This window comes from Streptomyces sp. NPDC001508 (genome assembly GCF_040298665.1).
Lineage (GTDB): Bacteria > Actinomycetota > Actinomycetes > Streptomycetales > Streptomycetaceae > Streptomyces.
In genome coordinates this window covers 1-24,785 of record NZ_JBEPAP010000098.1, presented here as the reverse complement: position 1 = coordinate 24,785, position 24,785 = coordinate 1, and the positions used below count along the sequence as shown (strand labels likewise).

Annotated in this window: 23 protein-coding genes and 1 pseudogene; 12 read left to right on the top strand and 12 right to left on the bottom strand. The window is 70.0% G+C overall.

Annotated features, from left to right (window positions below):
- Positions 1-89: 89 nt before the first annotated feature.
- Entirely contained in the window at positions 90-1,421 is a 1,332-nt protein-coding gene (hemL, locus tag ABT245_RS43555; protein WP_351746027.1) for a glutamate-1-semialdehyde 2,1-aminomutase, read from the bottom strand.
- Between the two features lie 575 nt (positions 1,422-1,996).
- On the opposite strand from hemL, the gene ABT245_RS43550 reads away from it, so the two are divergent.
- Positions 1,997-2,434 carry a hypothetical protein gene (locus ABT245_RS43550; protein ID WP_003974483.1) on the top strand — a complete coding sequence of 146 codons (438 nt, stop codon included), beginning with the start codon at positions 1,997-1,999 and terminating at the stop codon, positions 2,432-2,434.
- An 89-nt stretch (positions 2,435-2,523) separates the two neighbouring features.
- Here ABT245_RS43550 and ABT245_RS43545 read toward each other — a convergent pair whose 3' ends face one another.
- Positions 2,524-3,075: a flavoprotein gene (locus tag ABT245_RS43545; RefSeq protein ID WP_351746025.1), complete on the bottom strand. Its 552-nt coding sequence runs from the start codon at positions 3,073-3,075 to the stop codon at positions 2,524-2,526.
- A complete protein-coding gene (locus ABT245_RS43540) occupies positions 3,072-4,343 on the bottom strand; it encodes a helix-turn-helix domain-containing protein (protein ID WP_351746023.1) in 1,272 nt (423 codons plus the stop codon). Before ABT245_RS43540 ends, ABT245_RS43545 begins: the two co-directional genes overlap by 4 nt.
- Before the next feature lie 174 nt (positions 4,344-4,517).
- Between ABT245_RS43540 and ABT245_RS43535 the strand changes: the two genes are divergently transcribed.
- The 7 genes from ABT245_RS43535 to ABT245_RS43505 all read left to right on the top strand — a co-directional run bounded on the left by ABT245_RS43535 (position 4,518) and on the right by ABT245_RS43505 (position 10,831).
- Positions 4,518-4,955, top strand: a complete 438-nt coding sequence (locus tag ABT245_RS43535; protein ID WP_351746020.1) for an ATP-binding protein — start codon at positions 4,518-4,520, stop codon at positions 4,953-4,955.
- A gap of 2 nt (positions 4,956-4,957) precedes the next feature.
- Positions 4,958-6,277 (top strand): carboxyvinyltransferase, encoded by a 1,320-nt coding sequence (locus ABT245_RS43530; protein ID WP_351746018.1) that lies wholly within the window; start codon positions 4,958-4,960, stop codon positions 6,275-6,277.
- Positions 6,274-7,509, top strand: a complete 1,236-nt coding sequence (locus ABT245_RS43525; RefSeq protein WP_351746015.1) for a metallophosphoesterase — start codon at positions 6,274-6,276, stop codon at positions 7,507-7,509. The genes ABT245_RS43530 and ABT245_RS43525 overlap by 4 nt, the downstream gene beginning before the upstream one ends.
- On the top strand, positions 7,509-8,048 hold the full coding sequence (dcd, locus tag ABT245_RS43520) for a dCTP deaminase (protein ID WP_351746012.1): 540 nt from the start codon (positions 7,509-7,511) through the stop codon (positions 8,046-8,048). Before ABT245_RS43525 ends, dcd begins: the two co-directional genes overlap by 1 nt.
- Positions 8,045-8,581 (top strand): dCTP deaminase, encoded by a 537-nt coding sequence (locus tag ABT245_RS43515; protein ID WP_351746010.1) that lies wholly within the window; start codon positions 8,045-8,047, stop codon positions 8,579-8,581. Before dcd ends, ABT245_RS43515 begins: the two co-directional genes overlap by 4 nt.
- Positions 8,582-8,604: 23 nt before the next feature.
- Positions 8,605-9,693, top strand: coding sequence for a glycosyltransferase family 4 protein (locus ABT245_RS43510; RefSeq protein WP_351746029.1), 1,089 nt, complete (start codon positions 8,605-8,607; stop codon positions 9,691-9,693).
- A 94-nt stretch (positions 9,694-9,787) separates the two neighbouring features.
- Complete coding sequence (locus tag ABT245_RS43505) at positions 9,788-10,831, top strand: serine hydrolase domain-containing protein (protein WP_351746007.1); 1,044 nt, start codon at positions 9,788-9,790, stop codon at positions 10,829-10,831.
- Positions 10,832-11,245: 414 nt separating this feature from the next.
- Here the strand turns inward: ABT245_RS43505 and ABT245_RS43500 are convergent, their stop codons facing one another.
- Positions 11,246-13,120, bottom strand: coding sequence for an ATP-dependent nuclease (locus ABT245_RS43500; protein ID WP_351746004.1), 1,875 nt, complete (start codon positions 13,118-13,120; stop codon positions 11,246-11,248).
- A 318-nt stretch (positions 13,121-13,438) separates the two neighbouring features.
- Here ABT245_RS43500 and ABT245_RS43495 point away from each other — a divergent pair, with 318 nt between their 5' ends.
- Positions 13,439-14,332, top strand: a complete 894-nt coding sequence (locus tag ABT245_RS43495) for a phosphorothioated DNA-binding restriction endonuclease (protein WP_351746001.1) — start codon at positions 13,439-13,441, stop codon at positions 14,330-14,332.
- Positions 14,333-14,463: 131 nt separating this feature from the next.
- Here ABT245_RS43495 and ABT245_RS43490 read toward each other — a convergent pair whose 3' ends face one another.
- Positions 14,464-15,294 (bottom strand): M55 family metallopeptidase, encoded by an 831-nt coding sequence (locus ABT245_RS43490; RefSeq protein WP_351745998.1) that lies wholly within the window; start codon positions 15,292-15,294, stop codon positions 14,464-14,466.
- Between the two features lie 106 nt (positions 15,295-15,400).
- Here ABT245_RS43490 and ABT245_RS43485 point away from each other — a divergent pair, with 106 nt between their 5' ends.
- Both ABT245_RS43485 and ABT245_RS43480 read left to right on the top strand, forming a co-directional pair.
- Entirely contained in the window at positions 15,401-15,667 is a 267-nt protein-coding gene (locus ABT245_RS43485; RefSeq protein WP_351745995.1) for a hypothetical protein, read from the top strand.
- A 142-nt stretch (positions 15,668-15,809) separates the two neighbouring features.
- Positions 15,810-17,609, top strand: a complete 1,800-nt coding sequence (locus tag ABT245_RS43480) for a phosphatidylglycerol lysyltransferase domain-containing protein (RefSeq protein WP_351745993.1) — start codon at positions 15,810-15,812, stop codon at positions 17,607-17,609.
- Here ABT245_RS43480 and ABT245_RS43475 read toward each other — a convergent pair.
- The 5 genes from ABT245_RS43475 to ABT245_RS43455 all read right to left on the bottom strand — a co-directional run bounded on the left by ABT245_RS43475 (position 17,601) and on the right by ABT245_RS43455 (position 22,183).
- The gene (locus ABT245_RS43475) at positions 17,601-17,912 is read right to left on the bottom strand and encodes a hypothetical protein (protein WP_351745990.1); all 312 of its coding nucleotides are present in this window, start codon (positions 17,910-17,912) and stop codon (positions 17,601-17,603) included. The two genes, ABT245_RS43480 and ABT245_RS43475, sit on opposite strands and share 9 nt — an antisense overlap.
- A 44-nt stretch (positions 17,913-17,956) precedes the next feature.
- Positions 17,957-19,450: a HAMP domain-containing sensor histidine kinase gene (locus ABT245_RS43470; RefSeq protein WP_351745988.1), complete on the bottom strand. Its 1,494-nt coding sequence runs from the start codon at positions 19,448-19,450 to the stop codon at positions 17,957-17,959.
- Positions 19,451-20,191 (bottom strand): response regulator transcription factor, encoded by a 741-nt coding sequence (locus tag ABT245_RS43465; RefSeq protein ID WP_351745986.1) that lies wholly within the window; start codon positions 20,189-20,191, stop codon positions 19,451-19,453.
- A 151-nt stretch (positions 20,192-20,342) separates the two neighbouring features.
- Complete coding sequence (locus ABT245_RS43460; protein ID WP_351745984.1) at positions 20,343-21,062, bottom strand: FMN reductase; 720 nt, start codon at positions 21,060-21,062, stop codon at positions 20,343-20,345.
- The gene (locus ABT245_RS43455) at positions 21,059-22,183 is read right to left on the bottom strand and encodes an LLM class flavin-dependent oxidoreductase (protein ID WP_351745982.1); all 1,125 of its coding nucleotides are present in this window, start codon (positions 22,181-22,183) and stop codon (positions 21,059-21,061) included. Before ABT245_RS43455 ends, ABT245_RS43460 begins: the two co-directional genes overlap by 4 nt.
- Positions 22,184-22,288: 105 nt before the next feature.
- On the opposite strand from ABT245_RS43455, the pseudogene ABT245_RS43450 reads away from it, so the two are divergent.
- Positions 22,289-22,630: pseudogene (locus tag ABT245_RS43450) on the top strand (DUF6597 domain-containing transcriptional factor); the annotation flags it as partial.
- A 197-nt stretch (positions 22,631-22,827) separates the two neighbouring features.
- On the opposite strand, the gene ABT245_RS43445 reads toward ABT245_RS43450, so the two are convergent.
- Together ABT245_RS43445 and ABT245_RS43440 are read right to left on the bottom strand one after the other, a co-directional pair.
- Positions 22,828-24,444: a serine/threonine-protein kinase gene (locus ABT245_RS43445; RefSeq protein ID WP_351745979.1), complete on the bottom strand. Its 1,617-nt coding sequence runs from the start codon at positions 24,442-24,444 to the stop codon at positions 22,828-22,830.
- An 82-nt stretch (positions 24,445-24,526) separates the two neighbouring features.
- A complete protein-coding gene (locus ABT245_RS43440) occupies positions 24,527-24,718 on the bottom strand; it encodes a hypothetical protein (RefSeq protein WP_351745977.1) in 192 nt (63 codons plus the stop codon).
- Positions 24,719-24,785 lie beyond the last annotated feature (67 nt).

The window sequence follows — 24,785 nt, the reverse complement described above, 5'->3', positions numbered from 1 at the left end:
TGCTACGACCCTGTGATCCACCAGACCAACAGCAAGATCAACAATCCCGGGGACACACCGCTGGCGGCATAGAGGTTGACTCAGGGAACTCATGCGGTGGCCTCCGCGGCCGCTCGGGCCGCCGCCGGAAGGGCGTCGGCGATCTTCTGGACGGCCCGCTCGTCATGGGCCGTGGACACGAACCAGGACTCGAAGGACGACGGCGGCAGATAGACGCCGTTCGCCAGCAGCGAGTGGAAGAAGGCGGTGAAGCGGAACGACTCCTGCCGCTTGGCGTCCTCGTAGTCGCGCACCCGCCGGTCGGTGAAGAACACGGAGAACATGTTGGACGCGCTCTGCACCTGGTGCGCGACTCCTTCCTTGGTCAGCGCCTCGCCGACGAGGGAGCGGATCTGCGCGGAGACGGCGTCGACCGTCTCGTACGCCGCGTCGTCCAGCAGCCGCAGCTGGGCGAGGCCCGCCGCGGTGGCGACCGGATTGCCGGAGAGCGTGCCCGCCTGGTAGACCGGCCCGGCCGGCGCGAGATGGGCCATGACGTCCGCGCGACCGCCGAAGGCCGCCGCCGGGAACCCGCCGCCCATCACCTTGCCGAAGGTCATCAGGTCCGGCTTGACGCCCTCGACCCCGTACCAGCCGCTCTTGCTGGTACGGAAACCGGTCATGACCTCGTCGGAGATGAACAGGGCACCGTTCTTGGCGCACGCGTCCTTCAGCCCCTGGTTGAAGCCGGGCTCGGGCGGCACGACGCCCATGTTGCCGGGCGAGGCCTCCGTGATCACACAGGCGATCTCGCCGGGGTGCCGGTGGAAGGCTCCCTGCACGGCCTCCAGGTCGTTGTACGGCAGCACGATGGTGTCGCCGGCCTGGGCGCCGGTGACCCCGGGGGTGTCGGGCAGCGCGAAGGTGGCGACGCCGGACCCGGCGGCGGCGAGCAGCGAGTCGACATGGCCGTGGTAGCAGCCGGCGAACTTGATCACCTTGGACCGCTGGGTGAATCCGCGCGCGAGCCGGATCGCCGACATGGTCGCCTCGGTCCCGCTGGACACCAGCCGCACCTGCTCGACCGGTTCGACCCGGGCGACGATCTCCTCGGCGAGGGCCACCTCGCCCTCCCCCGGCGTACCGAAGGACGTGCCGCGCGCGACGGCCTCCTGGACGGCGGCGATCACCTCGGGGTGCGAGTGCCCCAGGATCATCGGGCCCCAGGAGCACACGAGGTCGACGTACTCCCGCCCGTCGGCGTCGGTCAGATAGGGGCCGGACCCGGACACCATGAACCGGGGCGTGCCGCCCACGGCGCCAAAGGCGCGCACCGGCGAGTTCACGCCGCCCGGGGTGACGGCGGACGCGCGGTCGAACAGTGCCTGCGAGACGGGCGCTTCATAGGGGTAGGGCGCACCTGAAGGGGACGATTCACTCATGACCTGTGACTTCTCCGACCTCTCCGACCTTCTCCGACCTTCCCCGAGGTTCTCGGCGATTCTCGGGCTCCGGGTTGCGTAGTGACCTCCTCAGGGTAGGCCGCCGCCGTCGAAGCTCCCGCAAACACGTGGTCCGACGCCCGCCATCTGCGAGACTGTGGCCCGAGACGACCTGATACACAGAGCGAAACCACAGAAGGACACCAGTTCATACGGCACACGGTGATCAGCAGCCAAGAAGACCCTGCGGACTGATGTTTTCAACGCACGTTTCGGCGGGCGGCCGTGGGGGAGGTCACTGACACGATGATCGGGTTGCGCGGCGGGGGCCACGCGTCCTAGAAAAGCAGTCGGGTGGAGATATGCATCGCGGTGGCGGACTGGGCGAGGGGACTGATGACCTGGGTCCTCGACGCGCCCGGCGGGGAAGGCACCGGCGCGACGCGGAGGAGACGACCGAAGCACGTCAGGCACAGGGTGTACCGGGAGAGCCCGAGCGGCCCGACCGGCGGACCGACCGCTGGGCGGACCGCCGGGTCGACCGCCTCCGGGCGGGGAGCAGAAATGGTGGTCGGGTGGGGGTGACGTACAAATACTTCGGCGCGCCCGACGGCGCGACCGCGGCCCGGGTCCCGATCTCGATGCGCCCCGAAGAACTCGGCGGCGACGAGCTGGGCATGAACGGCATGTTCACCAAGATCAAGCCGGAGACGATGGCCGCGATGGTGCTGACCGGCATCGAGGGCGTGCCCCTGCACAAGGTGCCGCCGCTCGAACTGGTGGTCCTGCACCCCGACTACGCGGTGGTCAAACTGCCGATGACGGTGGTCGACCCGCTCCGCGGCATCGGGGAGGAAGCGGTGGGCGCGGCGGCGTTCATCTGGTCCACGGTCCCGGACCGCGGCGGCCCGCGGGACGCGTTCAACGTGTACCAACTCCTGCACGAATGGCAGGACTTCAGCCACCGCCTGCACGAGGCAGGCCACCAGCCGTACTGCCTGGTGTGGCCCTGAGCCAGGACGCCCCGGACCGGGCGGGGCTACAACACCCCGCCCCCACAACCGCTTTGCGCGCGTTTCCTGAGTGAACGTTCGGAACGGCGTCACCGCACCGTGACCAGAGGCTCCAGCAACTCCAGTGCTTCCTCCCAGCGGAAGCGTTCCGCCGCGCCGCCGGCCCTCGGCCGGTGCGGTTCGCACGAGCCGATCAGGACGCCCATCCCCCGCAGCCCGTCCAGGCTCTGCTGGTAGGCGGGGTGGGCGGCCTGGGCGGAGTTCAGGTAGGGCAGTGCCACGGTCGGGATGCCCATGCCGTACGCCTCGCACAGAATGCCCAGGGCGAGGGTGTCGGATATCCCGGCGGCCCACTTGTTGATCGTGTTGAAGGTGGCGGGAGCGACGGCGATCGCGTCCGCCGGGGGCAGGGGGCGCGGGTCTCCCGGTGAGCGCCAGGCGGAGCGGATCGGGTAGCCGGTCTGTGCCTCGATCGCCGTGGCGTCGATGAAGCCGAGTCCCTGCGGTGTGGCGATGACGCCGACATCCCAGTTCGCTTCCTGGGCGGCGGTGATGAGCTTGCCGACGTCACGGGCCACGCCTGCCGCGCACACGACGACGTACAGGAAGGGCTTCTTGTCCGGGGCGGTCGGTTCGGTCACGCGGGGACTCCCAGTTGGCGGCTGAAGTGGTGCAGTTCCGGCAGGGTACGTCGGCGGTCGCGGGCGGCCATGTCGGCGACCAGGTTGCGGACATCTGGGCGGCGGATGTCCTGGGCGGCGCAGGTCTCGGCGATCCGCAGGGCTTGGTAGCCGTCGGCCAGGCGGCCCTGCTGGCTGTAGGCGCGGGCCGCTTCGACCCACAGTGCGGCGCGGCGTTCGGGGACCGGGATGTGTCGGCGCATGAGGGGCCGGGCCGCCTGAAGGGCGAGGCCGGCGTCGCCGAAGGCCACCAGGGCGCTCAGCTCGTGCAGGGCGACATTGGTCGGGCTGAAGGTGGCCCAGGCGTCGGGCTGGTCGAGAGTGACGTACCGGGAGACTTCCTTCGCCTCGGTGAGGAATTCCTTTGTGGCCGCGCGATCACCGCGGCTGCTGGCCGCAGTCACTCCGCGCAGGAGCAGCAGTCCGACAGCGGCGAGGTACTTCGGAGAGCGCCGGTCGTAGGAGCCGGTGAGCTGGTCGGCGGTGTGCCGGACCAAGGTGACGGCCTCAGTGGCGTGCTTCTCGCGGACCAGCACGTGGGCCTGGACGCGGACGCTGGAGGCGAGGACCACCGGATCCCCCGAGCGTTCGGCCTCGGCCATCGCCCGGCCGACGGCGAGCCATGCGTTGCCCTGGTCGTGCTGCTTGAGCAACAGGCTCGTCGTCGTCTGATACGCCGTGGCTAGGAGCCGGGACACGAGGTCCCTCTCCGTCGCATCGCTGGCAGCCATCCGCAGGTCGGCGATCAGGCTTGGGAGGGTGCGCTCCAGCTCCGTGTAGTGGCAGGTATGGAAGAGCCTGAGTGCTGATCCCACGCGTTCGTACAGGACTGCCGTGTCCTGTGGGCCACCGGTGCCTGCGGGGCCGGGACCGGGCAGGAGGGCCTGGACGAGGGCGGTGTGCGAGGCTGAAGAGCCGGCCGGGGCCGCGAGCGCTGCGATGCTCGCGGTGAGGAAGGTGCGGCGGTGCATGTCGTCAGCTTCTTGATCGGCGGCGGAGACGTCCTGAGATGGGGCGAGGCTCAACTCATGAGGCGGGATGTTCAGTTCCTGCGCGATGGCGCGTAGTACGCGGATGTCCTCCGTGCCGCGACCGCTCTCCAGACGGCTCACCTTGGACTGGTGATACCCGAGCGCTGCGGCCAAGTCGTGCTGTGAACGCCGCTGTAACACCCGTGCCCGACGGATCCGTTCTCCGATCCGTCTCGCTTCGCCATGCGCATCGGCCATCTGCCACGGCTCCTTCCGCCGTCGCTGATCCTGCCTGCTCAATCGAGCATAGGTCAGACCTAGTTGGCGGTGATGCAGCTCCTGCATAAGTCATGCAGCGCCCGCGTCAGGGCTCACCACTCACGGCGACGGACTGGTTGCTTGGTGTGGCCCCACCTACACCGGAGGCCGCTCATGGAAGCGCACCAGCTCGCTTTCTTCCTACCCGCGACGCCCGCCGCAGCAAGCGAGGCCCGGCACCAGGTCGTGGATGCGATAGCGGGCTGGGACGCGGGACTGGGCACCGATGTGGTGCACGCGGCCGAACTGCTGGTCAGCGAACTCGTCACCAACGCGGTCCAGTACGCCGGCACCGGATCCGTCTCACTCGTGGTCTGTCTCGACGAGGCCGTCCTGCGGATCGAGGTCTGCGACACGAGCCCGGTGCTGCCCCAGCCGGCACTGCCCGACGCGGACAGCGAGGGGGGCCGGGGCCTGTTCCTCGTCGCCGCTCTCGCCAACCGGTACCACGCCGAACCGACCGAGACCGGCAAGCGCTGCTGGGCCGAAATCGACCTGACCAGCAAACCCAGTCAGGAAGTCGCCTGTTTCCTTCCCTTCCAGAGGAGTTGATGATGACGACCACCCACGCCCCCAAAGTGGCCGCCGAGGTGATCGCCGTACGCCCTGGGCCGCCGCTCGCCGGCACCGTGTGCGTCGACGGCTCCAAGAACGCCGCTCTGCCGCTCCTGGCCGCCGCGGCGGCCTTCGGTCGCGCGGTCCGGCTGAGCAACGTCCCGGACAGCACGGACGTCCAGATCATGCTCGCTCTGCTGCAACAGGCAGGGTGGCATGTCGCGCAGCCCGTCGGAGAACCGACTACGTATGTGGTCCTGCCGACGGAGGCATCTGGGGGGTTGCCCGATCTGGCGCAGGCAGCCCAGATCCGAGCCTCGTACTACCTCGTCCCCGCCCTGCTCGCGCGTTACGGCCAGGCACGGCTGCCCTGGCCGGGCGGCTGCCGGATCGGTGCGCGCGGGATGGAGCTGCACTTCAAGGTGTACGAGGCGTTCGGCGACCGGAGCCGGCAGGACAGCTCCGGATACGGCATCGGGGCCCTCACTTCTCACACCGGCACCGTCTCCATCGCACTGCCGTTCCGCTCTCGCGGTGCGACCGTGGCCGCGACACTGCGCGCCCTCACGACCGGTCGGCCCTTACGGCTGGGCCAGCCCAATCTCTCGCCCGAGGTCCTGAGCGTGCTCGACGCCCTGAGTTCGGTGGGCTGGGAGACGCGCGCAGGCGAACATGTGCTCGCTCTCTCACCGCCCTCCTCGCCGCCGGCTGCGCCCGTTGCCTGGACGGTGCCCGGAGACAAGATCGAGGCAGCCACACTGGCCTGCGCCATCGCCGCGACGCGGGGCAATGCCCGTATCGACGGCGTGCAAGGCAAGGACGTAGGCCCGTTCGCAGCTGCCCTTCATCAGCTCGGCATCCCCGCAGACGCGGAGCCGAATGGCCTTACCGTCCGCGCCCAGGAGACATCCCCCACTGGCCGTCCCCTGCGAGCCATCGCCTCCCTGAGCCCGGTCGGCCTGGACGCCGACTTCGAACCACCGCTCATGGCACTCGCCCTCGGACTGCCCGGCACGCATCTGTTCGCCGACGCCATCAATCCCGGCCGCCACGGCAACCTGCTGCCGCAGCTGACCCGCCTGGGCGCCGAGATCGAAGAGATCTCGCCCACCGAATGCCGCCTGACCGGGCCCCAGCAGCTGACGGGCGCGGGCGTCGAAGCTACCGACATCCGCACCGGGTCCGCCCTGATCGTCGCCGGCCTCACCGCCCGAGGCGTCACCACCATCGGCGGCCTCGACCAGCTGCGCCGCGGCCACGCCGACCTGACCGGCAAGCTGCGCACCCTGGGCGCCGACATCTGCGAGGTCACCCCGTGACCACCGGCGGCCGGAACCTGCGGCAGATCGTCGCCACGACGGACGTCCACTCGGCCTTCGACAACGCCGCGCCCTTCCTGACCCACCTCCACGCGCTGCGCCCGACCTCGCTCATCGTGGACTGCGGTGACTTCTTCGAAGGCAGCGGGTATTACCGCCTCGCTGGCGGCACGATCGAGCGGGAGATCCTGCTCGGGCTGTACGACGTGCTGGCCCCTGGCAACCACGGCTGGCCCCACCACTTCGAACCCGACCTTCACCGGCGCACTGTCTGCGCCAACGCCGTCAACGCCAGCACCGGCGACGCTCTCTTCCGCCGCCTGCACATCGCCGACATTGGTGGACGACGCGTCGGCGTAACCGCTGTGATCGGCCGGCAAGCCTTCCACTCGATCCCGGCCGCCCAACGTGTCGACCACTGCGTCACCGATCCGGTCCAAGCCCTGCGCGAGCTGATTCTCGCCCACCACCACGAGATGGACAGTTGGGTTGTGCTCAGCCACTCCGGCTTCGACGAGGATCGGAAACTCGCGGCGGCAGGTCCATTCCTCGACGTGATCTTCGCCGGCCACTGCCACAGCGATCAGTGCGAGCCGGTCCGAGTCAACGGCACCCTGGTCGTCAAGGGCAGGGAACTCGCCAACGGTTATGCGATCGCCACGCCCGTAGGTACGGGATGGGGTGCAGGCACCACATCCTTCCCGGATCGGGTCCCAAGCGTCGTTCCGACGGAGCTTGCGGATCTGCGCTCCCGCATCGAAGACGTCAAGCAGCAGCTGGCCGACGTCCTCGGCCCGATCAGTCCGGCATACCGCCACCAGGCCCTCGACCGGCGCAGCCTGCTCCTGGACCTCACCGCCCGCCTGCGCACGGCGCTCGGCGCAGACGCGGTCATCCTCAACGAGACGGCGCTACGCGCCGTACTCCTCGGCGGCAACCTCACCCAGGGCGACCTGTTCTCCATCGAGCCGTTCGGCAACCAATTGGTGCACGCCCACGTGCCGGATCCAGCACGAAGCGACCTCCCCGGCTGGCTGTCACATCTGACCACCCAGACCGGCCCGCTCGTCACCGCTCCCGATCCCTTGCCGGACGCCGTCACCACCGTGCTGACCACCGACTACCTCGCCGACACCTACCTCGGCGAGCGCACGCACCAGGCCGGCCTGCGTCTGGACCAGGCCGTCCAACACATCCTCACCGCTCCCGACACCGCGGAAGTAGGCAGGTAATGATCCTCACCGGCCCGGAGATCACCGCTGCCGCTCACGACGGCCGCCTCCGCATCACCCCGTTCGCCGCCGACCAGGTCAACCCCAACAGCTACAACGTGCGTCTGGGCCCCACCCTGATCACCTACACGGGCCTCGTCTTGGACGCCCACCGGCCCAACCTCACCCGCGAAACCACCATCGGCCCGGACGGGCACGTCCTCCAGCCGGGCGAGCTCTACCTCGGCCACACCCTCGAAGAGGTCGGCTCCGACACCTTCGTGCCGCTGTTGTTCGGCCGCTCCTCCGTCGGCCGCCTCGGCCTGTTCGTCGAGATCACCGCCCCCATCGGCGACATCGGCTTCCACGGCCAGTGGACGCTCATGCTCACCCCGATCCGACCGCTGCGCGTGTACTCGGGCATGAAGATCGGGCAGATCATGTTCTTCGTCTCCGTCGGTGCCTTGGACCTCTACCGCGGCAAGTACCAGGCCGCCACAGGACCGCAGCCCTCCGCCTACTGGCGAGACCTCGCCCGGCTCCAGGTGGTGGCATCGTGATCCTCACCGGCCCCGCCATCGCCGCCGCCGTCCAGGCCGGCGAGATCACCATCGAGCCGTACGAGCCCAGCCGCGTCTCCCCCAACGCCTACGACTGGCGTCTCGGCGACACGATCCGCGTCTGCAACGGCGACCTCGATGCCGCAACCCCCACCGCCTGCACCGAGCAGTCCATCCCCGACGCCGGCTTCGTGCTGCGCCCTGGCCTGCTCTACCTCGGCATCACCCTGGAGCGCACCGGTTCGGAGACGTACGCGCAGCTGTTGAACGGCGACCGCACCACCGGCTCCCTGGGCATCTGGGTCCACGTGTCGGCTCCGCTCGGCCACCAGGGCCATGCGATCCGGTGGACGCTGGAGATCCGCGCCGCCCGACCGGTGCGCGTGTATCGGGGCATGACCTTCGGCAAGCTCGTCTTCCTCACCACTTTCGGCGCACCGGCCAGCTACCAGCAGCAGCCTGCCAAGTACGCGTCCACGGAAGGCATCGATATCTCACGCCTCTACGAGGAGATCGACGGAGGCGCGCGGTGAACGCTCGCTCGGCCACCGGCCCGATGGCCGCCACCTTCCTGGACCTCCCCTTCGGAAGCCCCGGCGGCAGCGTTGAGCTCTTCCTCGACCTCTACACCGGCGAGGAACCCCTCATCCCGGCCCGCGCCTTCATGCTCGCACCACCTGGTCATGCTCCCCGCGCACCCGCCGGACTCAACGTGCTCCCCGTAGCAGGCAAATGCCTGGAAGGAACGGCGTTCAGCCGCTACGTCACCGCTCTGCGCGGAGCGCTCACAGTCGCAGTCGATCCCACACAGATCGACGTCCTCCACTTGCAGCACCTCGCATTCGGCGCCACCCCAGCCCTCATCCGTGCCCTGCCCGCACATCCCCGGATCGCCCTCGTTCACGGCACGGACCTGCTCTTTGCCGAGATCCACCCGGACCAGCTCCAGGTGCTGCGCGAGACAGCCAGGGCCGCCGACGCGATCGTGGTCCCCACCAAGGCGATGGCCGACCGCCTCTTCAAACTCGCCCCGCAGATCAAACGCCGAAAGATCACCCACATCCCCTGGGGCATCCCCGACCACCTGCTCACCGGCCAGCCGGCGCAACCAGTGCGCACATCCACCAGCCACCTTCGGCTTCTGTACGCAGGCCGCCTGACCGCCGAAAAGGGCGTCGAGGCCCTGATCCAGAGTCTGGCTCCCGTGCCCGGCGTCGAGCTGAGCGTTGCGGCGCCCAGAGCCCAGTTCCACGCACTGGCCCCGCTGCTGCAACGGGCAGGCGTACGAGTCCACTACCTCGGATGGCTCCGCCGCCCTCAGCTGTGGAAAGCCTTCACCGAACACGACGCGCTGGTAGTGCCTTCCACCACCTTGGAGGCCATGGGACTGGTCGCACTGGAAGCCCAGGCATGTGGACTGCCCGTCCTGTACCAGCCCGTCCCTGGTCTCAGCGAAACGCTCGCCGCTTCCGGCATGGCCACCGACTTCACCCACTCCGCCGTATTCGCGCGCGACCTTGACCGGCTGAGAAGGACACCCGGGCTGCTGGCCGCCGTGAGACAGGCAGGCTATGCAAACGCGGCACGTTATCCCCTCTCGGCGACCGCACGATTGCTGACCGACCTCGGTCGGCAGCTCACTTGAACCGACCGACAGACGACCCGACACGTCACTACCCGAACCGCTCCGCGAACGTCACTACGCTGACCGACGGGACACCCCGGCGAAGAGGGAGACCATGACGTACGACCGCGACCGCATCGAAGCCCTGCTCGACGAGGGAGTCCGCGACAAGGTGTATCCGGGTGCCGTGTGGGCCCTCGGCGACGCCACCGGCACCCTCGCCCAGGGCACCACCGGCGTCCTCGACCCCGACGAGCCGGACGTGCCGATGCGCACCGACACCGTCTTCGACGCCGCCAGCCTCACCAAGATCCTGGCCGTCTGGTCCTCCATCGGAGCCCTGTGGGAGGAGGGAAGCCTCGACCTCGACCAGCCGCTCGGCACGTTCTGGCCCGAGGTCGCCGGCCACCCACTCGGCACCGTCACCACCCAACAGTTGCTTACGCACACCGCCGGCGTCCCGCTGCGAGCCCAACTGAAGAACCTCTACGGCACCAACCCCAAGGAGATCCGCCGTGGCGTCCTCCTCGAACAACTCCATCGGACACCCGGAGAAGCCGTCGAATACACCGACCGGGCTGCCCTCATCCTCGGTTACCTCACCGAACACCTCTCCAGCCAGCCCTTGGACCAACTGGCCACCGCCCGCACCTGGCACCCACTGGGCATGACCTCCACCCGCTTCGGCCCCCTGCCCGCCGACATCGCCGCGCGCTGTGCTCCCACCGAACTGGACCAGGACACCGACACCCACCTCAAGGGAGTCGCCCACGACTTCTCGGCCCGCCTCCTGGGCGGCGTCTGCGGCATCGCCGGCGTCTTCACCGTCCTCGACGACCTCGCCACCTTCCTCCAGTACCTGCTCGCCCCCGCCACGTGCCCTTTGCGGGCTGGTTTCGGCAGCAGGTGGATCACCCGTTCCCTGACCGTCCAGACGGGTGAGCTTCAGCCAGCTCGTGGCCTGTTCTGGCACCCCGCTCCCGGCACCACCGCCGCGGAGGACGTCTGGGTCCACTACGGCTTCACCGGCACAGGCATGTGGATCTCCACCATCAAGGACCGCTGGGCGGTTCTCCTGACCAACAAGCTCTACTACACAAGGGATCGTGAGCCGTTGACCGAGGTTCGCAACACCTTCCGCGAACTCGCCTTCAACTGACATGTCATAGCGGGGCCCAGGCCGCATCCCAACGCCCACCACCTGGTGTTGAGCGCAACATTGCCTGCCACCCGTTGGTAACAGGATTGTCTCCGGTGGCCCTCCCACTCCGTCCGGTTTAGCGTGAAATATGCCGCTCTCCAGGCAGGGGTGATGTCAGTGTCATAGGGAAGACTCTGGTGTGGGGAGGGAGACTCATGACCGACCAGCAAAATGGCTCTGACCAGCGAATACCTGCTCCGGGTGGTTGCCGGTGGTGTGGGCTTGAGGCGCGGGAGCATGCGCAGCGCTGGAAGCCTCCGGTGGGCTGGCACAAATGGGAACCGCCGACATTGGAACAACGCAAGGAACGCATGCTCGCACGGCGGCGGCGCCGCGGCGGTACCAGTGGGACCCGGTCAGCGCTGCGCGCTCTTACCCTGCGGCCAGCTTTCTGATCTCGCCGAAGATCTCCCGCAGCTGTGCGGGCACCTGATCAGGGCTGGTGAGCGTGCTCACCAGCCCGAACATCATGTCGGGTTTGCCGCTGGGCCCGTTCGGGCTGCCGTTGCGGAGCATGTTCAGCACTTCCTTGCTGAACTTCTTGCCGCGCTGAGCGGTGAAGTCCTCCGTGGTCCACGGCTCGCCGTCCTTCGGCCAGAGGTCGTTGGCGGCCGCGGCCCACAGGTCGTCCGGGAACAGCTCCTCCAGCTCATTGAAGGCGTCCGGCTCACCCACGAAACGGACAACGTCGCTGAAGGCACTGCCGAAGAACTGCTGGAGTCGGGCTTCCTTGAAGAGCCCCTTGGGCAAGGTGCGGCTGTCGGCGTCCACCATGAGCATCACGGAGCGGCCATGCTCGACCAGATAGTGAGCGAGGTGCAGGGCCCCCTCATTGTTGAAGCACGCCCACAAGGCGATGCCGGCCGACTGGAGAGGCTGGCCCTCCGACAGCCGGAACAGTACGGGGATCACCCGCTGTTCGGTGTCGCCCTCGACAGCCAGAAAGCAACGCTCGTGCAGCAAAACGGAGTTGCGAAGGCCCACCGCCGCGGCGATGCGCCCCAGGTGCACGTCGATTTCGTCGTGGGTGTCGGCCCCAAGCCGCTCGATCACCGTCCGTCCATGCTGCAGCCGCAGATGCACGACGTCGGCGATGTCGACACCGTCGATGAGGTTCATGGAGTGGGTGGCGACGATTACGTTCACATGGGGCAGCGCGCTCTGGTCACGGATGAGCTGCATGATCTTGCGCTGGTGCCCGTAGTCGAGGTGCGTGTCCGGCTCGTCGTAGATCACGATCGTCTGTACCGGAGACGGGACGTCCTCGGCGGCCTCAGGGTCGGCTGAGGACTCTACGTCGGCGAACTCCTCGCGCGTGAGCAGCTGGCTGTTCCACTCCCAGATCGCCAGGGAGATACGGCGAGCGCTGCCTAGTCCGGAACGATCCAGGCCCACGGTCTCGCCCTTCGTACGGGCGATTCGCAGCGGCGCACCCCGGAAACCGTGAGTGAACGAGACCACAGGCTCGACATCAACGTCGGTGAGGTCGTCGCAACGACTCTGAATGTGCTCGCACAGAGACCGGGCGTCGTCCTGAAGGCGATCCTTGATCCCGGCCTCGATCGACTGCAGTTGGCCCTCAAGGGTGGGGTCCGCCATATGGGCCTGGTAGCGGCCCATCAGCGCGGTCTTCACCGCAGCGTCGGGATCGGCCGACTTCCCGCCGAATGGCATCAGACGGGGCATGCGACGCTCCATCTCCTTCGGAGCAGGAACCCAGCCCGACACTGAGGCGTGAGCCATGCCGTACCTGCAGAGGGCTGGCTCGATGTCGCCGCGCTTGATGGACGACAGCTCAGGCAGCAACTGCTTAGCGAGGGCTCTCACATCGTTCAGGGACAGTTTGGAAGGGTCACGCAGTCGTTCATCCTCCGCGAGCGGCGCCCAGCACTCAAGGACGGGGTCCTCACCGTTGACGGTGCGCCGTCGTACGCGCAGTTCCTCGGCCGGGAAGCCGAAGGTCTCCAACTCCCAAGAGTCGAGCGTGAACTGCCCCTCCACCCAGGTGGCCGAACACCGCAGGAGTGGCGCCGAGTCATCGACGTCCACGCCACCGGAAACGTCAAGCTCGTACGTACGATCGTCCTCGGTCAACTGCTCATTGCCCACAAGGAAAGCCAGCGCGGCAAGCACCGCACTCTTACCGCCATCGTTCTGACCGGCGAGGATGGTCGGCGTGCTGACCGGAATGTCACGGACATCCCTGAGGGATCGGAATCCGCACACGGTGAAGCTGTGCAGGTGCACCGTTCTCAGCCGCTCCGTTTCCTGGCGCCGTGGGGTAGACGCAAGCCATCAGAAGTGCCTCGCCACAGACATTGACATGGGCAACAGCCAACCCAGGCGCATCATCTTATGTCTTGTGGAGATAGCCTGTTGGCACTGCGAACGGATCTGACCGATTCGGACCGACACCGGGCGAAGCCTGCCTGCCTCGGGCTCGACGTCACGGCTGACGGGGCCCTCGTCGCCCCGAACCACACCCCGCCCGCGCCCCATTCCCAGGCACGCGGCCGTCCTGAGCCGTGCCACATGGTCGGGCAAGCACGTCTACGATCTGTTGGCATGGGCTGGCTGGAGCGGGTCGCGGGGTTGAGGCAGTGGACCCGGAGCGGAACCCGCGCTCCGCACAAGCCGCTGCTGCTCCTGTACGCCCTCGGCCGGTTCCAGGGGGACGCGGAGGGCGGGCTGCGCTACAGCGCGGTGGAGGAGGATCTGCAGCGGCTGCTGGTCGAGTACGGGCCGCCGAACAGGACGACGCCCGCCTATCCCTTCCACCACCTGGTCAGCGACGGCGTATGGGAAGTGCGCACCGTTTCCGGGCCCGGCAGCCCCGGAAACGGGGCGCGGGAGCTACGCGAGACGGGTGCCACCGGGCGGCTCGCGCCGGACTTGAGAGCGGCCCTGCGACGCGAACCGCAACTCCTGGGGAATATCGCCCGGTTGCTGCTCGACCTGCACTTCCCGCCCTCCCTCCACAGTGAGCTGTGCGAAGCCGTCGGACTGGAGCTGGAGCCGGCGGAGCCCCAACAGCTCTCGACGGCGCGCAGGCAACGGGACCCGCGGATGCGGGAGTTGGTCCTGACCGCCTACGAGTACCGGTGTGCCTTCTGCGGCTACGACGGCAGGATCGGCGCGGTGCCGGTCGGGCTGGAGGCCGCTCATGTGCGCTGGTGGGCGTTCGGCGGCCCCGACGACATCGAGAACGGGCTGTGCCTGTGCTCGCTGCACCACAAGCTCTTCGACAAGGGTGTCCTCGGTGTGGGTGACGATCAACGCATCCTGGTCTCACAGCGCTTCGTCGGTCACAGCCCCAGCGCCCGCGAGCAGGTCATAGCCCTCGCGGGCCGTCCACTGGTCGGCCCGCAGCCCGGTGCGCGCTCCGTCGCGGCGGCCCACCGCGACTGGCACGCCCGTGAGGTCTTCCACGGCGCCCCACGCCCCGCCACGACCACCTGACCACGGCGTCCCAGCGAAACCCCCTTCACACAAGGCGCGTTCGCCTTGGAAGATGCACCGACGCCCGGCGACAGCACTCCCCCGGCCGGCCCCACCCGGGCCTACCGAGATACACCACGAGCCAACTCGGTTCAGCAGTACGGTGGTTGGTCGGTCATGGATGATGCCACCCGCATCCAGATGCCGAACAGACGGTACAGGGCTGGCAGTTGGCAGCGGGCCTGGACGGTGCGGCTGTCGGTGGTGGTGACCCCCGGGATGCCCGGCAGGGTGGCGGCCACCGAGGACGACTGCCAGCGGACCGTGAGGGTGACGTCGCCCGTGGCGGCGGGCGGACGCGGCGGTGCGGGCGCGAGCGCCGCGGCGACCGCGTCCTCGATCGCCTGCCGGGCCTCCGCCGCGGGGCGCAGTTCCGCCGCGAAGCGGTCGTGCGCGTACTTCACGGGGACCGTGGCGATCCGCTCGTCCCACGCCGCGGCCTCCGCGCACGCCGCGTCATCCCCGGTGAGAACGGCCACGGGGACACCGAGGGCCGCCGCGGTGGCCTGGGCCAGGCCGATCTCGCCCACGGGGCTGCCGTCCAGCCAGATGTCCTCGATCTCGTGCCCCATGAAGCTGTGGCTCAGTACGCCGAGGGCGCCCGCCCGGGCGTGGTAGCCGACGCAGATCATCGCGTCGTGCGCTGCGGTGAGCCCTTCCAGCATGCCCATCTGCTTCGGCCTGCCGCGGACCAGTCGGGCCGCCGGGTGCAGCGACTCGGGCAGCAGATTGCGCATGGGACCGTGGGCGTCGTTGACCAGGACATCGGTGGCGCCGGCCGCGAGGGCGCCCCGTACGGCGGCGTTGACGTCCTCGGCCATCATCGCCCGGCCGCGTTCGTAGTCCCGGCCGCCGGGCTGGACGTCGTCGCGGTCGACGAGCCCGGTGATGCCTTCCATGTCGGCGCTCAGATAGATCTGCACGGGGCCGAGCCTAGGCCCGAACGACCCTACGTGATGTAGGTTCCCAGCTGTCCAAGGGCCGTACGACTCGTTCCACGGGGGCATGATGCAGGGCACGAACGCGGACATGAACGCACAGGGGGCACAAAACCCCGGGGCGGCGACAGGCGGTCTTGCGCCCACCGTCGCCGTGCTCGTCGTGAGCCTCGCCATCGCCGCCGTGGGGGTGTACGAGCTGTGCGGCTTCGGGCTGCACAGCCTGGAACGACGGCCGCACCTGTTCAGCGACGGGCTGGCCACCGCGGGAGTGATCGTCGCCGTGGTGGCGGCCGGGGCGGCGGTGGGCAACCTGGCCTGGCATCTGACGGCGGCGCGCCGCGGTACGGACACATAGCCGCAAGCCGGCGGTTCGGCGGATGCCAACCCATGCACAGCCAACCGGCAGCAGTTCGCGACCCCTCACTCACCCGCCTCTTACCCTACGAACTGTAGGGTCGAAGGCGCCCCGCCCTCCGTCCCCAAGGTGTCCGGTCACCATGTCCGCACAGCAGCCGACGCTGACTCCCCCGCTCCCCGTTCGGCCGAGCCGCCGACGGATCGCCGTGCCCGCCCGGCTGCGGGCGCGGGCCGCCGGAGCGACCGTGTGGTACCTGCGGCTGCTCGCCGTGCTCAATATCGTCGCGGTCGTGTCGCTGCCGTTCCGCGAGGAGGTGCACGAGCACAACGCGGGCGAGTTCTTCACGCCGTATCTGGCCACCGCGGGCCTGGTCGCGGCGGCGCTCGCGCTGTTCCTCGCGGTGGTGATGCGCCGCCGCAAGCGCGCGGCCTGGGTCTTCAACCTGCTCCTGGCCGGCCCCCTGTGCTGCCTCTACGTGCTCGCGCTCACCACCGACACCTACGGCAGGCACCTGTTCAACTGGCTCTCCGCCGCGCTCACCGGCCTGTTCGTGGCCGCGCTGCTGGTCGGCCGGCGCGAGTTCGACGCCGTCGGCGACCGTTCCAACCCGCGGCTCGCGCTGGCCGTCGGCGCGGGCGGCATCCTGGTCAGCGGCACCCTCGGCACGCTCCTGGTGAGCGCGACGAACACCCAGCCCGGAGCGACCCTCCAGGACCGGATCGCGTACACCCTGCTGCGCGGCGTCAGCGTCGGCCCGCTCGCCGACCGGATCGACTCGGTGAGCGCGCCCCGCTGGGTCGATGTCATCGTCAACACCCTGATCGCCGCGACGTTCCTGCTCGTCCTGTACGCCTGCTTCCGCGCCCCGCGCGGGCAGGCGCTGCTCGGCGCGCGGGACGAGGAGCGGCTGCGGGCGCTGCTGGAACAGCACGGCGAACGCGACTCCCTCGGCTACTTCGCGCTGCGCCGGGACAAGTCGGCCCTCTTCTCCCCGAGCGGCAAGGCGGCCGTCACCTATCGCGTGGTGGGCGGCGTGAGCCTGGCCTCCGGGGATCCGATCGGCGATCCGGAGGCCTGGCCCGGCGCCATCGACGCCTGGCTCGCCGAGGCGCGCCGGCACGCCTGGACGCCCGCGGTGATGGGCGCGAGCGAGGAGGCCGGCACGGTCTACGCCCGGCACGGCCTCGACGCCCTGGAGCTGGGCGACGAGGCCGTCGTGGAACTGGCCGACTTCACGCTGGAGGGGCGGGCGATGCGTGTCGTCCGGCAGGCGCACAACCGGGTCCGGCGGGCCGGGTACACGGTGCGGGTACGCCGTCACTCGGACATCCCCGAGTGTGAGATGGCGCTGCTGGTCGACCGCGCGGACCACTGGCGCGACGGCGCCACCGAGCGCGGCTTCTCGATGGCGCTCGGCCGTCTCGGCGACCTCGCCGACGGGCGCTGCGTGATGCTGGAGTGCCGGGACGCGGCCGGGGAACCCCGGGCCCTGCTCAGCTTCGTGCCCTGGGGCGAGCACGGCCTGTCCCTGGACCTGATGCGCCGGGACCGGGCGTGCGAGAACGGGCTGATGGAGTACATGGTCGTGGAACTGCTGCTGCGGGCCGAGGAGTTGGGTGTACGGCGGGTGTCGCTGAACTTCGCGATGTTCCGTTCCGTCTTCGAACGGGGCTCCCGGCTGGGCGCGGGCCCGGTGCTGCGGGTGTGGCGGTCGGTGCTCACGTTCTTCTCGCGCTGGTGGCAGATCGAGTCCCTGTACCGGGCGAACGCCAAGTACCGGCCCGTGTGGGAGCCCCGGTTCCTGCTGTTCGCCAAGAGCAGCGACATCCCGCGCATCGGGCTGGCCAGCGCCCGAGCGGAGGGCTTCCTCACCCCACCCGCCCTACCGTCCCTACCGCGCCGCGCACGCCAACCCGGCCCAGAGCCCACCTCACCCTGAGCCCCCTGAGCACCAGGGCACCGCCTCCCGCACGGACCACGCGCCCCCGCCCCGGGGCGACCGGACCGCGGGCGGTGCGGAGGTGCCCCCGGTCACCGGTCCACGGGTGCCGTCTCCGTCCACCCGGAAACCGGCGCCGCCGTGCACCGGTCCGGGTGTGCCGCGTAGCAGCGCGTCGATCAGCCGCGCGTCCCGGACCAGCGGCAGCGCGTCCTGCGGGGCGCCCGCCACCGTGAGCCGGGCCCGTCCGGACGGTCCGGGGCCGGCGACGGCGACCGCCGCCCCCTGCCAAAGGATCCGCACGCCCGGCCCCGGGCCGGCGCTGCCCGGCCCAGGCGAGGTGTCCGTCAGGTGCGGTCGCGTGTGTCCCCTGTGCGCCGGGTCCCGGTGAGCCCTCCGCCCACCGTGAACCCGATCACCGAGCCGCCGCCCTCCCGGCGCAGGGCGAACGGCGTGCCGCCGTGTGCCATGGCCACCTCCCGCACGATGGACAGGCCAAGACCGGAGCCGGGCAGGGAGCGGGCGTCGGCGGCGCGGTAGAAGCGGTCGAAGATGCGGATCAGGTCGCCGTCGGCGATGCCGGGCCCGCGGTCGAGGACCTCGACGCGGACCGGCCCGGTGGCTCCGGCACCCGCGCGGGCGAAGCCGTGGCCCCTCGGGAGCGCCGGGCCGGTGACCCGGACCTCGATGGGCGATCCGCCGGCCCGGTCGAACTTGGTGGCGTTCTCGACCAGGTTGGAGATCGCGCGCTGGAGCATGGCGGGCCGCCCGTGGGTGCTGGTGTCCCCGGCGGCCCGCAGCACGATGTCCCGGCCGGTACGGCGGCGCGCGAGGCCCACCACGTCCTCGGCGATGTCCGCGAGGTCCACCCGCTGCGGCGGCTCGGTGTCGGACTGCCCGGCGGCCAGGTCGACGAGTTCGTTGACGAGGTCGGTCAACTCGCGGGCCTCCTGGGAGAGATCGGCGACGAGTTCGTCGCGGGTGGCGGGCGGCAGCTCGTCGATGCGACGCAGCAGGGAGATATTGGCCCGCAGGGAGGTGAGCGGGGTGCGCAGTTCGTGGCCCGCGTCCTGGACCAGCCGGCGCTGGTCCTCCTCCGACTGGGCGAGGCGCCCCAGCATGCGGTCGAACGCCCGGCCCAGGCGCCCCACTTCGTCAAGGCCGGCGACGGGCACCTCGATGCCCAGCCGACGGGTGCGGGCGACGTCCTCGGCAGCGGTAGTGAGCAGGACCAGGCGCCGGGTGATGCGGCGGGCCAGCCACCAGCCGAACAGTCCGGCGGCGACCACGACCGCGGCCATCAGGATCAGCGTGCGCCGCTGGAGCGCCCGCAGCAGGTCCTCGGTGTCGCTGAACTCCTGCGCGACCTGCACCGCGCCCCGCCCGTCGCCGAGTGCGACGGTGGCGATCCGGAACAGGTCCTCGCCGACCCGGACGTCCGTGTACTGGACGGTCTTCCCGGCCTCCTCGGCGGTGGCGACCGCCCGGTCCCCGGCGGTGACGGGCAGGGCGGGGCTGCCGGGGTCGGCGATCTGCCCCTGGGCGCCGAGCACTTGGACGTCGGTGCGGCTGGGCCGTACCACGTCGTGTCCGGGCCGGGTGGAGCTGAAGTCGCCGGGAACCATCTCCTGCTGCCGCACCTCGGCCTGCACATCCTGCACGACCTGGGTGAACACGGACTGCTGGTCCACCCGCACCAGCCGGGCCGCGGCACCGTAGGACAGGATGCCGACGAGGATCGTGACGGCGGCGGTGACGGCCGCGAAGGACACGGCGAAGGTGGTGCGCAGCGAGACCAGCTTGGGCCTGCGCAGGGCCGGCAGCCTTTGCAGGCGGCCCACTCAGTCCTCCCGCAGCACGTAACCCACGCCCCGCACGGTGTGGATCAGCTGCGGTGCGCCGGGCTCGTCGAGCTTGCGGCGCAGGTAGCCGACGTAGACGGCGAGGTTCTTGGAGCCGGGTCCGAAGTCGTAGCCCCAGATCCGGTCGTAGATGGTGGAGTGGTCGAGCACGATGCCGGCGTTGCGGACCAGCAGCTCCAGCAGTTCGAACTCGGTGCGGGTCAGCTCCAGCTCCCGTTTGCCGCGCCAGGCCCGGCGCGCCTGGAGGTCCATGCGCAGCCCGGCGGCCTCCACCTGGCGGTCGTTGACCTGGGTGTCGCGGACCGGCTCGGTGCCGCCGCCGTTCCCGCCGCCGTTGCCGCCCGCGGTGACCGGGGTGGTGCGGCGCAGCAGGGCGCGCAGCCGGGCGAAGACCTCCTCGACGTCGAACGGCTTGACGACGTAGTCGTCGGCGCCGGCGTCGAGGCCGGCGATCCGGTCGGCGGTCTCGACCAGCGCGGTGAGCATCAGGATCGGGGTGCGGTCGCCCTCGGCGCGCAGCACCCGGCACACCTGGAGCCCGTCGATGCCCGGCATCATCACATCGAGGAGGAGGATGTCCGGCGGCGTGCGGTGGGCATGCGCCAGCGCCTCCACCCCGTCGGCGACCGCCGTCACCTCATAGCCCTCCAGGGTCAGGGCACGCTCCAGGGCGTGACGGATGGCGCGGTCGTCTTCGGCGAGCAGCACAGTCTGGGGCACGCCCCCAGTCTGCCAAGGCCAACGGCGGTTCGACCGTGTCGAACGGGCCTACGATCACCCTTTTTACCTGGCTCTCACCGTCCCGGACGCAACCAGGGACCGGGCCGCACCGTCTTCTCACCGTCGGCCGTGACATACCGCCGAACGGCCGTCAGGCGGCGCCGAGCCGCGCCAACTGCTCCTCGAAGGGCACCACTCGCACGGTGTCCCCGGCGTCCGTGGGGTCGGTGGGGTCCGTGGGGCCCGTCATCCGGCCACCGACGCCCGCGCCCCTCGCGACGCCCGCCTCGCTCCCGGTGGCCGCCCGGCTCCCGACACCCGCCTCACTTCTCGCGCCCGCCTCGGCCCCGCCGCTCGCCGTCAGGCCGGTCATCAGCGCGGCCAGCTCCGCCGCCGCCCGGTCGATCCGCTCCGCGAGCCCCTGCGCGCCCCAGTCCTCCGAGGCGGCGTACACGGCGGTGGGTACGACCACCGCCCTGAGGTAGGCGAAGAGCGGGCGCAGGGCGTGCTCCAGGACCAGGGAGTGCCGTGCCGTACCGCCGGTCGCGGCGATCAGCACCGGCTTGCCGGCCAGCGCGTCCTTGTCGAGCACGTCGAAGAAGGACTTGAACAGGCCGCTGTAGGAAGCCGTGAACACCGGGGTGACGACGATCAGCCCGTCCGCCCGTGCGACCGCGTCCAGCGCGGCGGACAGGGCACGGCCCGGGAAGCCGTTGGTGAGGTTGTGCGCGATCTCCACGGCGAGTTCGCGCACCTCGACGAGCTGGACGTCGGCCGGGGCGTGCCGGCCGGTGGCCGCGGCCAGCCGGTCGGCGAGCAGCCGGGTGGAGGACGGGACGCTCAGTCCCGCCGAGACGACGACGAGCTTCATACGGCGCTCACCTCCTGGGCGGCGAGCAGGGACGCGTGGGTGGGGGCTTCGGGCACATCGGCCGGGCGGCCCTTGGCGAACTCCTCGCGCAGCACCGGTACGACCTCCTCGCCGAGCAGGTCGAGCTGTTCGAGCACCGTCTTCAGCGGCAGCCCGGCGTGGTCCATCAGGAACAGCTGGCGCTGGTAGTCGCCGGCGTACTCGCGGAAGGACAGCGTCTTCTCGATGACCTGCTGCGGGGAGCCGACGGTCAGCGGGGTCTGGTCGGTGAAGTCCTCCAGGGAGGGGCCGTGCCCGTAGACCGGCGCGTTGTCGAAGTAGGGGCGGAACTCGGACACCGCGTCCTGCGAGTTCTTCCGCATGAACACCTGGCCGCCGAGCCCGACGATCGCCTGCTCGGGCGTGCCGTGCCCGTAGTGCGCGTACCGGGTCCGGTACAGCTCGACCATCCGCTTGGTGTGGTCGGCCGGCCAGAAGATGTTGTTGTGGAAGAAGCCGTCGCCGTAGTAGGCGGCCTGCTCGGCGATCTCCGGGGAGCGGATGGAGCCGTGCCAGACGAACGGCGGCACGCCGTCCAGCGGGCGGGGCGTGGCGGTGAAGCCCTGGAGCGGGCTGCGGAACTTGCCCTCCCAGTTCACCACGTCCTCGCGCCACAGCCGGTGCAGCAGGGCGTAGTTCTCGATGGTCAGGTTGATGCCCTCGCGGATGTCCTGGCCGAACCAGGGGTAGACCGGTCCGGTGTTGCCGCGGCCCATCATCAGGTCGACCCGGCCGTCGGCCAGGTGCTGGAGCATCGCGAAGTCCTCCGCGATCTTCACCGGGTCGTTGGTGGTGATCAGGGTGGTGGACGTGGACAGGATCAGCCGCTCGGTGCGCGCGGCGATGTAGCCGAGCATCGTGGTCGGCGAGGACGGCACGAACGGCGGGTTGTGGTGCTCGCCGGTCGCGAAGACGTCCAGGCCGACCTCCTCGGCCTTCAGCGCGATGGCGACCATGGCCTTGATGCGCTCGCGCTCGGTCGGCGTACGGCCCGATGGGGGTCCCCCCTGTTCGAGCGAAGCCGAGAACTTGGGGGAGGGGTCCGGCGTGACGTCGCCGACGCTGAAGATCCCGAACTGCATGGTCGCTCATCCTCCAAGTTGTTGACGGTTCAACTATACCCGCACAACGGTGGCCCGCCACTCCCTATTCCGCCGCTTGTCGGTGCCCCGTCCTACGATCGCGGCATGGCCGCCGTACGCCGTGGCACCCGGGGCATCGTCGATGCCGCCGGCCTCTTCGCACAGGTGGACTTCCGCCGCCCGGAGCCCGCCGTACCGCTGCGCCCGTACCTGGAGCACTACTGGCTGATCGACTGGGACCCCGGCCGGCCGTACGACTCGCACGTCGTCCCGCACCCCTCGGTGAACATCGTCTTCCAGCACTTCTTCGGTCAGGAGCCGTTCGCGGAGGTCGCGGGCGTCGGGCTCGGGCTGTTCACCCAGAAACTCCAGGGACGGGGCCGGGTCTGCGGGATCCAGTTCCGGCCCGGCGGCTTCCGGCCCTTGGCGGGGGTTGCTCGTGCCACGGGCCGCAGCCCTGTTCCGGCCGACGGGGCCGGGAGCCCTTTCGGAGATGTGGGCGGATGCCGAATGGGACGATCGGCCGGTGACCGGCCAGTGGACAGCTCACTGGTTCCTCGCGGATGGCCGCAGCCTGTGGGATCTGGCACAGCGCATCCACAGCGAAGAGGGCGAGGACGGGGCATGACGGTACCGGTGGGACATCAATGGGGGCCTGATCCCCGCGGGCGGTGCAGCCGGGCGAGGAGGCCGGCGATTTCGCGGGTCTCTTCGTGGTCTTCGCCGAGGAGGACGCACATGTCCTCGTGGAGGGCGTCGAGGACACCCTCGGCCTCGCTGCGGCGGCCCTCGGAGAAGAGGAGGACGCCGATGCTGCGGCGCAGGTCGAGAGCGGTCTCGGAGGCGTCTCCAGCCGTGTCGGACACGACCTCCAGGACTTCCTGGAACTCCCGCAGGGCGAGGGTGGCCTGGCCGAGGTTGGCCCGGCAGTGGGCGGCATGCCGGCGGCACTCCAGCGCGTTGTCGCTGGACGGTCCCGTCGTGCGGGCGTAGACGGCGGCCAGCGCGTCGAACTCTGGCAAGGCGCGCCGGAAGTCCTCGCCGGCCATGAGGACCGCCGCGCGCTGCCGCCGCAGGCCGAGCACCCGGGGGTTGTGCGCGCCGAGGGTGGTGGCCGCCGTGGCGATCGCCGCCTTGAGGACGTCCGCGGCCTGGGCGAACCGCCCGATCTCGGCGAGGTCCGCGGACTGGGCGTAGGCCTCCCGGATCGCGTCCCGCAGTGCGGTGTCGACGCGCGCCGGGACCGGTACGGGAGCCACCGGCTCGGGTGAGGGCGCAGGCCCCGTGGTCCGCCGCAGTGGTGCGTTCGGCTGCCGGTAGATCACCGTCGGGTCGGGAACCGCGGCAGGGGAGCCGCCGTCGGTGAAGACCACGGGGTCGGCCGCCGAACCCGGTTGCGGCAGGTACGGTGACAGCCGCTCGTACACCGCGTACGCGTCGGCTGGACGCTGCTCGGGCGCCTTGGCCAGCAGGTCGAGGGTCAGCGCCTCCAGGTCCACCGGCACCTCGGGCCGCAGGGCGCGCAACGGCGTCGGCGGCACGTCCATGTGCTGGTGCATGAGCTGGTAGTCGTTGTCGCCGCTGAAGACCGGCTCACCGGCGAGGAGTTCGTGCAGCACGCAGCCGAGCGCATAGAGGTCGCTCAGCGGTGTGATCTGCGCGCAGTCGATCTGCTCGGGCGGCATGTAGCGGCTGGTACCGATCCGGCTGCCGGTGGCCGTGAGGCGGGTGACGTCCGTACGCAGTAGCTTCGCGATGCCGAAGTCCAGCACCTTGACTGTGCCGTCCCCGGCGATCAGGACGTTGTCCGGCTTCAGATCGCGGTGCACGACCGGGATGGCGTGGGCGTACGACAGGACCGTGCAGATCTGTGCGGCGATCGACGCGGCCCAGCTCACCGGGAGCCGCACTGCCGCTCCGTCCTCCGCGCCCGTGAGCACCCTGCGCAGGGAGATCCCGCGCACGTACTCCATCACCAGGTACAGCCGGTCGTACGACGCCTCGTCCAACACCGCGTCGAACACCTGCGGCACCCCGTGGTGGCCGATGCGAGCGGTGACGCGCGCCTCGCGCTCGAAGCGGCGGGTGAACTCCTCTGCCTGCGCGGGCGATGCGACGACGTCGGGCCGGATGAGCTTGACCGCGATCTCCCGGTCGAGAACGGCGTCGTAACCGCGCCAGACCGTGCCCATGCCGCCGGACTCGATCTCCTCGATCAGCTCATAGCGGCCCTGCTCGCCGATTCTCCGTGCCTGCGCCACGCGTTGCGCCCCCGCGGTCCTGATGCCTCGTCACCCGACAGCCGTACACGGTACCGACTGGCGGCGTCGGGCGCGGCAGGTCCTACAGCAGGTGATCGACCTTGCCGGCCTTGATGTCGGTGATGAGGGTACGCAGGGCTTCGAGGGAGTCGGCGAGGTAGCGGTCCTCCTGGCCATTGACGGCTATGTAGCCGTTGCCGTCGGCGTCCGTACCGAGGCGGAAGCAGTTGCTTGCATCCTGGCAGAAGGGGGCTTCCCAGGTGATGTCAGGCACTGGTGCTCCTCAGCAGGTGGTCTGCTTTGCCAGCCTTGATGTCGGTGATGAGGGTACGCAGGGCTTC

What these genes read in the sequence shown, in the direction of transcription:
- hemL (WP_351746027.1), bottom strand. Translation starts at nt 1,421, where the DNA reads ATGAGTGAATCGTCCCCTTCAGGTGCGCCCTACCCCTATGAAGCGCCC.
- ABT245_RS43540 (WP_351746023.1), bottom strand. Translation starts at nt 4,343, where the DNA reads ATGGCCGATGCGCATGGCGAAGCGAGACGGATCGGAGAACGGATCCGT.
- ABT245_RS43535 (WP_351746020.1), top strand. Translation starts at nt 4,518, where the DNA reads ATGGAAGCGCACCAGCTCGCTTTCTTCCTACCCGCGACGCCCGCCGCA.
- ABT245_RS43530 (WP_351746018.1), top strand. Translation starts at nt 4,958, where the DNA reads ATGACGACCACCCACGCCCCCAAAGTGGCCGCCGAGGTGATCGCCGTA.
- dcd (WP_351746012.1), top strand. Translation starts at nt 7,509, where the DNA reads ATGATCCTCACCGGCCCGGAGATCACCGCTGCCGCTCACGACGGCCGC.
- ABT245_RS43510 (WP_351746029.1), top strand. Translation starts at nt 8,605, where the DNA reads ATGGCCGCCACCTTCCTGGACCTCCCCTTCGGAAGCCCCGGCGGCAGC.
- ABT245_RS43505 (WP_351746007.1), top strand. Translation starts at nt 9,788, where the DNA reads ATGACGTACGACCGCGACCGCATCGAAGCCCTGCTCGACGAGGGAGTC.
- ABT245_RS43495 (WP_351746001.1), top strand. Translation starts at nt 13,439, where the DNA reads ATGGGCTGGCTGGAGCGGGTCGCGGGGTTGAGGCAGTGGACCCGGAGC.
- ABT245_RS43485 (WP_351745995.1), top strand. Translation starts at nt 15,401, where the DNA reads ATGAACGCACAGGGGGCACAAAACCCCGGGGCGGCGACAGGCGGTCTT.
- ABT245_RS43480 (WP_351745993.1), top strand. Translation starts at nt 15,810, where the DNA reads ATGTCCGCACAGCAGCCGACGCTGACTCCCCCGCTCCCCGTTCGGCCG.
- ABT245_RS43460 (WP_351745984.1), bottom strand. Translation starts at nt 21,062, where the DNA reads ATGAAGCTCGTCGTCGTCTCGGCGGGACTGAGCGTCCCGTCCTCCACC.
- ABT245_RS43455 (WP_351745982.1), bottom strand. Translation starts at nt 22,183, where the DNA reads ATGCAGTTCGGGATCTTCAGCGTCGGCGACGTCACGCCGGACCCCTCC.